Below are 10,138 nucleotides of genomic sequence, written 5' to 3' on the forward strand. Positions count from 1 at the left end.
CCCGGTGCCGCAGATGTGGCAGGGCAGGGTGGCCCGGCGGTAGACGTACACCTCTCCGCCGTGGTCGTCGACGCGCGGCGGGCGGCCCATCTCCTCCGGGGTCTTCATCTGCTGCGCCGGGTCACGAACTCGGCAAGCGCGAGCAGGCCGCCGGCCGGCTCGGGGTCGGGCACGGCACGCGCGAGCTCCTGCATCGCCCGGGCCATCCGGTCGGCCGCTTCGGCCTGCGCCCAGTCCCGGCCGCCCGCCCGCTCCACGGCCAGTGCGGTACGCGCGATCTCGGCCGCGTCCGCCCGCACGTGCGGTTCGGTGTACAGCTCGGCGAGTTCAGCGGCGGCCGGACTGCCGGAGGTGAGGGCCGCGACGACCGGCAGGGACTTCTTGCGGGCCGCCAGGTCGGCACCGGCCGGCTTGCCGGTGCGCTGTGGATCACCCCATATCCCGATGACGTCGTCGATCAGCTGGAAGGCGAGGCCGGCCTGCCGGCCGAACCCGTCGAGCGCCGTGACCTCCGCCTCGCCCGCCCCCGCGTACAGCGCACCCAGGGCGCAGGCGCAGCCGAGGAGCGCCCCGGTCTTGGCCTCGGCCATGGCGAGCACCTCGTCGAGGGTGACCTCGTCCGGTGCCCGGTCCTCCATCGCGGTGTCCGCGTGTTGTCCGGCGCACAGTTCGAGCACGCACTGCGTGAGGCGGGCGGCGGCCGCTCCGGACGCCGGGTGCGGATCCTGCGCGAGCAGCCTCAGCGCCACGGCGTGGAGCGCGTCCCCGGCGAGGATCGCGTCGGTGTCGCCGAAGACGGTCCAGACGGTGGGCCGGTGCCTGCGGGAGGTGTCCCGGTCCATGACGTCGTCGTGCAGCAGCGTGAAGTTGTGCACCAGCTCCACGGCGGCCGCCGCCCCTACGGCGGCCGCGCGAGCCTGCGGGCCACCGAGCGCTTCGGCGGCTGCGAGGACCAGCGCGGGCCGGATGGCCTTGCCCGCGTTGCCCGCGGCCGGGGTGCCGTCCACGTGCTCCCAGCCGAAGTGGTAGCGCGCGATCCGCCGCATCGAACCGGGCAACGAGTCGACGGCGGCGCGCAGTTCGGGGTCGACGGACGCCCGGGCGCGCTCCAGTATGGCCGCCGCCTCGGCACCGTCGAGCGCCTCGGGTCCGGCCGGCGGAACCGCCGTGGGACCCTGCTTCCTTTCCGTCACGAACTCGGGCATGGCCTCCCTCTCGCGGGGTGTGCGTACGGTGGCGTCTTCGCCCCGGCTCGGCACGTACCCCGAGGGTGTACCCGCCCCGGAGGGCGGGGACACGGCCGCCACGTGCGGAAACGTCACCTCCACCGGCCGATCTCGACGTTCTCCAGCACACCGAGGGCATCCGGGACCAGGACCGCCGCCGAGTAGTAGGCGGTGACCAGGTAGTTGATGACGGCCTGCTCGTTGATGCCCATGAAGCGGACCGACAGGCTCGGTTCGATCTCGTCGGGGATCCCGGACTGCCGCAGCCCGATGACGCCCTGCTCCGACTCGCCCGTGCGCATGGCGATGATCGAGGTGGTCCGGGCCTCGGTGACCGGGATCTTGTTGCACGGGTAGATCGGGACCCCGCGCCAGGTCGGGATGCGGTTGCCGCCGATCTCGATGGTCTCCGGGACCAGTCCGCGCTTGTTGAGCTCACGCCCGAAGGCCGAGATCGCGCGCGGGTGGGCGAGGAAGAGCTTGGTGCCCCGGCGGCGGCTGAGCAGTTCGTCCATGTCGTCCGGGCTGGGCACGCCGTCGTGGGGCTGCAGCCGCTGGTCGTACTGGCAGTTGCTGAGCAGGCCGAACTCCCGGTTGTTGATGAGCTCGTGCTCCTGGCGCTCCTTCAACGCCTCGACGGTGAGCCGCAACTGGTGCTCGGTCTGGTTCATCGGCTGGTTGTAGAGGTCGGCCACCCGGGTGTGGATGCGCAGCACCGTCTGGGCGATGCTCAGCTCGTACTCCCGCGGCCGGGCCTCGTAGTCGACGAAGGTGTGCGGGATGTCGGGTTCGCCGCTGTGGCCGGCCGCGAGGGCGACCTCCTTCTCGCCGTACTTGTTGGTGCGCTGCTCGGGGATCGCGCGCAGGTGCTGAAGGTGCTCGCGCAGCGAGTCGGCGCGCTCGGCGACCTGCTCGAAGTCCTGCCGGGACAGGATCAGCACGGTGCAGGCCGTGTCCGCGCGGGCGGTGTAGTCCCAGATGGCGTCCGGGTCGATCAGTCCCTGTTCGCCGAAGTACGCGCCGTCGGCGAGGACACCGAGCACCGCGTCGTCGCCGTAGGGGCCGGTGCCGACCTTCTCCACGCGGCCGTGGGCGAGCAGGTACACCTCGTCCGCCTGGTTGCCGAACGAGGCGATGACCTCGCCCGGGCCGAAGTCCCGCTGACGGCAGCGCTGGGCCAGCTCCCCCAGCACCTCCTGGTCCTCGTACGCCCGCAGGATGGGCAGTTCGCCCAGCTCCGCCGGGATGACCTCGACGCGGTCGCCGGTCTTCAGGAAGGTGATACGGCCGTCTCCGACCGTGTAGGTGAGCCGTCGGTTCACCCGGTACGTGCCGCCCTGCACATCGACCCAGGGCAGTGACCGCAGCAGCCAGCGGGAACTGATCTCCTGCATCTGTGGCGCGGACTTGGTCGTGGTGGCCAGGTTCCGCGCTGCCGCCGTGTCCAGAGACTGCTGCGGCTTGCCCTGATCCGTGCGGACCTCTTCGCCTACCGACATAAGGAAATGCCCTCCCATACCTGCGCGGACGCCGAACTGCCCGCGCATCGGTCTCATCGGCCACCCTGTCATCACCGAGCGTGCCGGGACCATTACCCGAAAGAGCGGGAATAGATCATCGGACTACTGGGCAGGCCTGCGCTTCGCCCGACCGGCCGCCCCGTGATATGCCGACTTGTCCTGATCGGCTCGTATGCGATCCGAACACGCTTGGGGCGACTACCCCGGAACACCCGACTTCTGTAGAAATTACCGGAGTTCCACCGCAGGCCCCCACGAAGAAGAAGAAGGAGGCGGTCATGGCCCCACCCATGTCCGCGGGTGCTTTCCTCGACGCGTTGCGGGACGAGGGCGTCAGGGTCGTCGAGGTCGGCGACTGGCGGGAGCACAACCGCAACCACAAGGGCCCCTGGGGCCCCGTGCACGGCGTGATGATCCACCACACGGCGACCGCCGACGCCGAGCGCACCGTCCGGCTCTGCCGCGACGGCCGCCCCGACCTGCCCGGCCCGCTGTGCCACGGCGTCGTCACCAAGGACGGCACGGTCCACCTGGTCGGCCACGGCCGCGCCAACCACGCCGGCCTCGGCGACGACGACGTACTGCGCGCCGTGATCGCCGAGAAGACCCTCCCCCTGGACAGGGAGGCGAACACCGACGGCAACCGGCACTTCTACGGCTTCGAGTGCGAGAACCTCGGCGACGGCGAGGAGCCCTGGCCCCAGGCTCAGCTGGAGGCGATCGTGAAGGCGGCCGCGGCGGTGTGCCGACGGCACGGGTGGTCGGAGCGGTCGGTGATCGGGCACGCCGAGTGGCAGCCGGGAAAGGTGGATCCGCGCGGCTTCTCGACGGCCTGGCTGCGCGACCGCGTCCGGGACCGCCTGAAGTGACCCCGGGCAGCCGCCCGAGCGGGCATCCGGGCGGCCGTCCGGGCGACAATGACGACGTGACCAGCGCCGACATACTCAAGCCGCGGCTGCCGTCCCCTCTCGAGGAGGTGGCCGACGACCGTTTCGCCCGGCACGGCGTCCGGCTGCTCCTCAAGCGGGACGACCTGATCCACCCGGACCTGATCGGCAACAAGTGGCGCAAGCTGGTCCCGAACATCGAGGCGGCGGCCGGCCGGCCGATCGTCACCTTCGGCGGAGCGTACTCCAACCACCTGCGGGCGACGGCCGCCGCGGGCCGCCTGCTCGGCTTCCCGACGGTGGGGGTGGTACGGGGCGGGGAACTGGCCGACCGGCCCCTGAACGCCTCCCTCGCGCGGTGCGCGGCCGACGGCATGCGACTGCACTTCGTCGACAGGTCGACGTATCGACGGAAGGCCGAGCCGGAGGTTCTGGCCGCTCTGCTGCGGGCGGCGGACGCGGAGAACGCGTACGTCGTGCCGGAGGGCGGCAGCAACGCGGCGGCGGTACGCGGCTGCCGTGCCCTCGGCGAGGAACTGCGGGGGCGGGCCGACGTGGCCGCGGTCGCCTGCGGCACCGGCGGCACCCTGGCCGGACTGGCCGCGGGCCTGGGCGCCGGGCAGCGGGCGGTGGGCGTGCCGGTGCTCAAGGGCGGGTTCCTGGCCGGGGAGACGGCACGGCTGCAGGTGGCGGCGTTCGGGTCGCGGTCGGGGGACTGGTCGCTGGACGAGCGGTTCCACTTCGGGGGGTACGGGCGCACGACACCCGAACTCGATTCCTTCGCAGCGGATTTCGAGACCCGGCACGGGATGCGGGTCGAGCGGCTGTATGTGGCCAAGTTGCTGTTCGGGCTCGTCGCACTGGCGGCGGAAGGGGCGTTCGCGCGGGGGACCCGGGTGGTGGCGGTCGTCACGGCCTGACCCGCGCCGCCGGGCGGGGGTTCCCGCGGCGGCTCAGCCCGCCTCCCGGTAGGCCGCCGCCTCCTCCAGGTCCAGCCGGCGCAGCAGGGTGCGCAGCATCTCGTCGTCGATGTAGCGGTGGTCGCGGAGGCGGACGAACACCTCGCGTTCGGAGCTGATCATCTCGCGGGAGAGACGGCGGTAGGTGTCGTCGACCGTCTCGCCGGTGACGGGGTTGGTCTGGCCGAGGCGCTCCCAGACGGCGTCGCGGCGGCGCTCCAGGACGATGCGGAGGCGGTCGGCGAGCGGGGGCGGGAGTTCGTTGCGGTCGTCGGTGAGGAGTTCGTCGAGGCGGGCCGCGGCCGCGCGGGAGGCCTGCGCCTGGGCGTTGGCCTCGGCGAGGGTCTCGGCCTGCGGGTCGCGGCCGGGGAAGCGCAGCCGGCGGATCAGCGGCGGCAGGGTCAGCCCCTGCACCACCAGGGTGCCGATCACGGTGGTGAAGGTCAGGAAGAGGACCAGGTTGCGGTGCGGGAAGGCACCGCCGCCGTGCACGGTGACGGGGATCGAGAAGGCGATGGCGAGCGAGACCACCCCGCGCATCCCGGCCCACGAGGTCACCATCGCGCCCTTCCAGGTGGGGTTGGACTCGCGTTCCCTGATCCGCGCGGAGAACATCCGCGGCAGGAAGGTCGCCGGGTAGCACCAGGCGAAGCGGGCGGCCACGACGACCAGGAAGACGGCCACCGCGTACCACACGGCCTCGGCGCCCTCGTACTGGCCGAGGCCCCTCAGGACGATCGGGAGTTGCAGGCCGATCAGCGCGAAGACCGCCGATTCGAGGATGAAGGCGACCATCTTCCAGACCGCCTCCTCCTGGAGCCGGGTGGCGAAGTCGACCTCCCACGCGCGGTGGCCGAGATAGAGGGCGACCACCACGACGGCGAGGACACCGGAGGCGTGCAGCTGCTCCGCGACGCCGTACGCGACGAACGGGATGAGCAGCGAGAGCGTGTTCTGGAGCAGCGGCTCCCTCAGGCGGGTGCGCAGCCAGTGCAGCGGTGCCATGAGGAGCAGGCCGACGCCGACGCCGCCGACCGCCGCGAGCAGGAACTCCTCGATGCCCCCGGCCCAGGTCGCGCCCGCGCCGACGGCGGCCCCGAGGGCGACCTTGTACGCCGTGATCGCGGTGGCGTCGTTGAGCAGGGACTCGCCCTGGAGGATCGTCGTGATGCGGGACGGGAGCCCCACCCGGCGGGCCACCGCGGTCGCCGCCACCGCGTCCGGCGGGGCCACCACCGCGCCCAGCACCAGCGCCGCGGGCAGCGGCATGCCGGGGACGAGCAGGTACACCGCCCAGCCGACCACGACGGTGGCGAAGAGGGCGTATCCGACCGAGAGCAGCGCGACCGGTCTCATCTGGGCCCGCAGATCGAGGTAGGAGCTGTCGGACGCCGAGGTGTACAGCAGCGGGGGCAGCAGGAGCGGGAGGACGACCTCCGGGTCGAGGGTGTAGTCCGGCACGCCCGGGATGTACGACACCGCCAGGCCGACCGCGACCAGGAGCAGCGGTGCGGGCACGGGGGTCCGCCGGGCGGCCGCCGCGATCACGGTGCTCCCCGCCACCAGCAACAGCAGTGGCATCACGTCCATGATCCTCGCCCACCCTCATTTTCCGCGCGGCCACCCGCACACCCGTCGTAATCTGGCAATCATGAAACAGTGCACGCATGCCGGCGCGCTGCCGCAGCCTGAACCCGACCCCCTGAACGAGACCTGTCCCGAGTGTCTCGCAAAGGGCTGGCACCCGGTCCAGCTGCGGATCTGTCTGACCTGTGGCCACGTGGCGTGCTGCGACTCGTCACCGGGAAGACATGCGACGGGGCACCACGAGACCTCAGGTCACCCGGTGATGCGGACGTTCGAGCCCGGTGAGGACTGGCGCTGGTGCTTCGTCGACCACGTCCTCGTGTGACACTGCACTACGGCCGCTGAACGCGGCCGTGCCGACGGTTCGACGGTTCGACGCCGGGGTACGTCAACCCGGCGCGCGCTCTTCCCAATTGGGCAAGGCGGACCCCTAGACACGGAGCGTATCCACAGGTTTACTGTGAGTGACGCCAGGGGTCGGGGTCCCGGGGACAGAAAAGTTCGGAGCGCGGTAGCGTCACCGCTGAACCACGTAGTGCGTTACCCCGGGGGGCGACCCTCGGCCCCGAGAAGCTTGTACCACCATGGAGGTGAGGGTGTCCCAGATCGCAGGCGAGCCCGCGACCCAGGACTTCGTGGAAGTCCGGCTGCCGGCTGCGGGTGCCTACCTGTCGGTGCTGCGCACGGCCACGGCCGGTCTCGCCGCCCGCTTGGACTTCACCCTGGACGAGATCGAGGACCTGCGCATCGCGGTGGACGAGGCGTGCGCGATCCTGCTCCAGCAGGCCGTTCCCGGCTCGGTGCTCAGCTGTGTCTTCCGCCTCGTCGACGACTCGCTGGAGGTCACGGTCTCCGCCCCGACCACCGACGGGCACGCCCCTTCGCGCGACACTTTCGCCTGGACCGTGCTCTCGGCCCTGGCGGGCAAGGTCTCGTCGGCCGTCGACGAGGACAAGACCGTGTCGATCAGCCTCTACAAACAGCGCGGCGCGGGACCCGGGCCGGCGTGAGGAACGGGGACGGGCCGGTGCGGGACGAAGAGCGCGGCACACGGGAGCTGCCGGCCGGGGGCGAAGGCCCCGAGGCCGGTTCCCGCCGCATGGCTGACGGCATCGACGGCATCCCTGAACAGGCCAGGCCGCATCCGGAGGACCCCTCCGTGCGGCCCGGTCCGGACGGTGCCGTGCAGAGCGCGCCCCCGGAAGGGCGGAACGGGGTCGCGACCCCGGACCGGGCCGGGGCGAAGGCTCGCGAAAGGGCGACGGGCGGGACGATGAGCGAGCACGAGCGAAACGCCGACGACGAGGCGCTGGCCGCGGAGGTGGTGCAGGCAGCCCGGCACGAGCCTCAGGACCGCAGCGGTGCGCGCGCCAAGTTCGTCGAGCTGCGCGCGCTCAAGGAGGGCAGCGCCGAGTACGCGGAGCTGCGCAACCAGCTGGTCCGGATGCATCTGCCGCTCGTGGAGCACCTGGCGCGCCGGTTCCGCAACCGCGGCGAGCCGCTGGACGACCTCACCCAGGTCGCCACCATCGGCCTGATCAAGTCGGTCGACCGGTTCGACCCGGACCGCGGGGTGGAGTTCTCCACGTACGCCACCCCGACCGTGGTCGGCGAGATCAAGCGCCATTTCCGCGACAAGGGCTGGGCGGTCCGCGTGCCGCGCCGCCTCCAGGAGCTGCGCCTCGCGCTCACGACCGCCACGGCGGAGCTGTCCCAGCAGCACGGCCGCTCCCCCACGGTCCACGAACTGGCCGAGAAGCTGGCGATCTCGGAGGAGGAGGTCCTGGAGGGCCTGGAGTCGGCCAACGCCTACTCGACGCTGTCCCTGGACGTCCCCGACACCGACGACGAGTCCCCGGCGGTCGCCGACACGCTCGGCGCGGAGGACGAGGCCCTGGAGGGCGTCGAGTACCGGGAGTCGCTCAAGCCCCTCCTGGAAGACCTCCCGCCGCGGGAGAAGCGGATCCTTCTCCTCCGCTTCTTCGGCAACATGACCCAGTCCCAGATCGCCCAGGAGGTCGGCATCTCCCAGATGCACGTCTCCCGACTGCTGGCGCGGACCCTGGCCCAGCTGCGGGAGAAGCTGCTGGTGGAGGAGTAGGTCGCGCCGCCCTCGTGGCGACCGGATCAGCTACTGCGCCCGGGCCCCTTGATCCCGAGGGCCTGGGTGGTAGCGGAGTTCACCAGCAGTACGAGCGCGGCCACGGCCACCACGGCGAGCGCGATCCCCACCGGAATCGCCACACTGTCGGCCTGCAGCAGGTTGTACGCCACCGGCAGCGCCATGATCTGCGTGATCACCGCCGGGCCCCGGCTCCAGCTCTTCCGCAGCAGCAGCCCGCGCGCGGCGAGCAACGGCAGCAGCGCCAGCACGATCACGGTGACACCGCCGGTGACCGCCTGGCCCCGGTCGTCCGGTGAGCCGGTTACCCCGAGCACGAGCATCCACACCCCGCCGGCCACCAGCGCGAGCCCTTCGAGCCCGGCCAGCGCAGCGGCGTACGTCAGCCGCCGCGGACGGGGGCCGTCGGTTCCGTCGGCCTTCACAGCCGTAGACGCATCGCTCACCCCAGCAGGGTAGCCCGCGGTCGGGACAGGCCCGAGTGTTGAGGCTCACGCCCCTTTCTCTTACCCGATCCCTAACTCGGTCTGGGCCCGGTACTTTCCAGTAGGTACGCTGCAATCCATGCGTGCACTTCTCGTGGTCAATCCGGCAGCAACCACCACAAGCGCACGTAGGCGCGATGTCCTGATCCACGCGCTGGCGAGCGAGGTGAAGCTGGAAGCGGTCACCACCGAGTACCGCGGTCACGCCCGCGACCTGGCCCGGCAGGCGGCGGACAGCGACGACATCGACCTCGTCGTGGCACTCGGCGGCGACGGCACGGTCAACGAGGTGGTCAACGGCCTGCTGTACAACGGCCCCGACCCGGACCGGCTGCCGGGTCTCGCCGTGGTTCCCGGCGGCTCCACCAACGTCTTCGCCCGCGCCCTGGGCCTGCCCAACGACCCGGTCGAGGCCACCGGCGACCTGCTGGACGCCCTCCGCGAGAAGCGTGAGCGTCTCGTCGGCCTGGGGCTGACCGCCGGCACCCCCGGTACCGAGGACGAGGCGGTTCCGGCCCGCTGGTTCACCTTCAACGCGGGGCTGGGTTTCGACGCGGGCGTGGTCGGCCGGGTCGAGCAGCAGCGCGAGCGCGGCAAGAAGTCGACGCACGCGCTGTACGTGCGGCAGGTGATCCGCCAGTTCCTCGGCGAGCAGCACCGTCGGCACGGCCCGATCACCCTGGAAAGGCCCGGCGCCGACCCCGTCAACGATCTGGTCGTGGCGATAGTCTCGAACACCTCGCCCTGGACGTATCTCGGCAATCGCCCGATGTACACGTCACCTAAGGCCTCGTTCGATAAAGGCATCGACGTACTCGGTCTCACCCGCCTGTCGTCCGCCGCGGCTGCCCGGTATGGCACACAGTTGCTCACTTCGTCCCCCGAGCGCGGACCCCATGGCAGGCATGCGGTGTCGCTGCACGACCTGGACCAGTTCACCTTGCATTCGAAGGCCCCCCTCCCCCTTCAGATGGACGGCGACCACCTAGGACTGCGTACGAGCGTGACGTTCACAGGCGTACGCCGCGCACTGCGTGTGATTGTGTGAGCGGAACGGGCTAAAGTCCTTTCACTCGAACGTTTAGGCCAGGGTCCACCCCATGGAAGTACGGCTGTGACCCAGTCGACACCGAGGAATCAAAAAAAACTTTCCGGAAGGGGTTGTATCCGCCGCTGAGGTTTGCGAGGCTCTACGTGGCGGTCGGGACGGCCCGCAACACCGGCGTCCACTGATCACCGGAATCCCCCTTCAACTCACAGGACCCCTGCCAGGGAACCTGGCAGTCGGCCCTTCACTTGTTGAGGGATTCGTGAAAGCGTTCACATTCACAAGCAACGTGCATGTAATACCA

The 10,138-nt window shown here is 71.0% G+C and carries 10 protein-coding genes and 1 pseudogene; 6 read left to right on the top strand and 5 right to left on the bottom strand.

The features are described 5' to 3' along the window. From ABZ646_RS30925 to ABZ646_RS30935, 3 genes and pseudogenes are all read right to left on the bottom strand, one after another. A pseudogene (locus tag ABZ646_RS30925) lies at nucleotides 1-102 on the bottom strand (Fpg/Nei family DNA glycosylase); the annotation flags it as partial. Between the two features lie 2 nt (nucleotides 103-104). Then, nucleotides 105-1,205: a family 2 encapsulin nanocompartment cargo protein polyprenyl transferase gene (locus ABZ646_RS30930; protein WP_360526012.1), complete on the bottom strand. Its 1,101-nt coding sequence runs from the start codon at nucleotides 1,203-1,205 to the stop codon at nucleotides 105-107. A gap of 113 nt (nucleotides 1,206-1,318) precedes the next feature. After that, entirely contained in the window at nucleotides 1,319-2,725 is a 1,407-nt protein-coding gene (locus tag ABZ646_RS30935) for a family 2B encapsulin nanocompartment shell protein (RefSeq protein WP_360526016.1), read from the bottom strand. A gap of 299 nt (nucleotides 2,726-3,024) precedes the next feature. Here ABZ646_RS30935 and ABZ646_RS30940 point away from each other — a divergent pair, with 299 nt between their 5' ends. Then, nucleotides 3,025-3,615, top strand: a complete 591-nt coding sequence (locus tag ABZ646_RS30940; protein WP_360526019.1) for a peptidoglycan recognition family protein — start codon at nucleotides 3,025-3,027, stop codon at nucleotides 3,613-3,615. Nucleotides 3,616-3,671: 56 nt separating this feature from the next. Then, the gene (locus tag ABZ646_RS30945; RefSeq protein WP_360526022.1) at nucleotides 3,672-4,553 is read left to right on the top strand and encodes a pyridoxal-phosphate dependent enzyme; all 882 of its coding nucleotides are present in this window, start codon (nucleotides 3,672-3,674) and stop codon (nucleotides 4,551-4,553) included. A gap of 33 nt (nucleotides 4,554-4,586) precedes the next feature. Here ABZ646_RS30945 and ABZ646_RS30950 read toward each other — a convergent pair whose 3' ends face one another. Then, entirely contained in the window at nucleotides 4,587-6,182 is a 1,596-nt protein-coding gene (locus ABZ646_RS30950; protein ID WP_360526025.1) for a Na+/H+ antiporter, read from the bottom strand. A gap of 61 nt (nucleotides 6,183-6,243) precedes the next feature. Here ABZ646_RS30950 and ABZ646_RS30955 point away from each other — a divergent pair, with 61 nt between their 5' ends. The 3 genes from ABZ646_RS30955 (at nucleotide 6,244) to ABZ646_RS30965 (ending at nucleotide 8,280) form a co-directional block, all read left to right on the top strand. Continuing rightward, a complete protein-coding gene (locus ABZ646_RS30955; RefSeq protein ID WP_360526034.1) occupies nucleotides 6,244-6,504 on the top strand; it encodes a UBP-type zinc finger domain-containing protein in 261 nt (86 codons plus the stop codon). Between the two features lie 271 nt (nucleotides 6,505-6,775). Beyond that, nucleotides 6,776-7,189 carry an anti-sigma regulatory factor gene (locus ABZ646_RS30960; RefSeq protein ID WP_004925829.1) on the top strand — a complete coding sequence of 138 codons (414 nt, stop codon included), beginning with the start codon at nucleotides 6,776-6,778 and terminating at the stop codon, nucleotides 7,187-7,189. A gap of 17 nt (nucleotides 7,190-7,206) precedes the next feature. Next, nucleotides 7,207-8,280, top strand: a complete 1,074-nt coding sequence (locus ABZ646_RS30965; RefSeq protein WP_360526028.1) for an RNA polymerase sigma factor SigF — start codon at nucleotides 7,207-7,209, stop codon at nucleotides 8,278-8,280. A gap of 26 nt (nucleotides 8,281-8,306) precedes the next feature. Here ABZ646_RS30965 and ABZ646_RS30970 read toward each other — a convergent pair whose 3' ends face one another. After that, nucleotides 8,307-8,747 carry a hypothetical protein gene (locus ABZ646_RS30970; RefSeq protein ID WP_132888788.1) on the bottom strand — a complete coding sequence of 147 codons (441 nt, stop codon included), beginning with the start codon at nucleotides 8,745-8,747 and terminating at the stop codon, nucleotides 8,307-8,309. 118 nt (nucleotides 8,748-8,865) lie between these two features. Between ABZ646_RS30970 and ABZ646_RS30975 the strand changes: the two genes are divergently transcribed. Further along, nucleotides 8,866-9,834, top strand: a complete 969-nt coding sequence (locus ABZ646_RS30975) for a diacylglycerol kinase family protein (RefSeq protein ID WP_360526031.1) — start codon at nucleotides 8,866-8,868, stop codon at nucleotides 9,832-9,834. Nucleotides 9,835-10,138: the final 304 nt, after the last annotated feature.

The sequence above is a fragment of the Streptomyces sp. NPDC007162 genome (assembly GCF_040634175.1).
Classification (GTDB): Bacteria; Actinomycetota; Actinomycetes; order Streptomycetales; family Streptomycetaceae; genus Streptomyces.

Excerpts from the sequence above, each read along its gene's own strand:
- ABZ646_RS30940 (WP_360526019.1), top strand. The coding sequence starts at position 3,025 with ATGGCCCCACCCATGTCCGCGGGTGCTTTCCTCGACGCGTTGCGGGAC.
- ABZ646_RS30930 (WP_360526012.1), bottom strand. The coding sequence starts at position 1,205 with ATGCCCGAGTTCGTGACGGAAAGGAAGCAGGGTCCCACGGCGGTTCCG.
- ABZ646_RS30955 (WP_360526034.1), top strand. The coding sequence starts at position 6,244 with ATGAAACAGTGCACGCATGCCGGCGCGCTGCCGCAGCCTGAACCCGAC.
- ABZ646_RS30935 (WP_360526016.1), bottom strand. The coding sequence starts at position 2,725 with ATGTCGGTAGGCGAAGAGGTCCGCACGGATCAGGGCAAGCCGCAGCAG.
- ABZ646_RS30950 (WP_360526025.1), bottom strand. The coding sequence starts at position 6,182 with ATGGACGTGATGCCACTGCTGTTGCTGGTGGCGGGGAGCACCGTGATC.
- ABZ646_RS30975 (WP_360526031.1), top strand. The coding sequence starts at position 8,866 with ATGCGTGCACTTCTCGTGGTCAATCCGGCAGCAACCACCACAAGCGCA.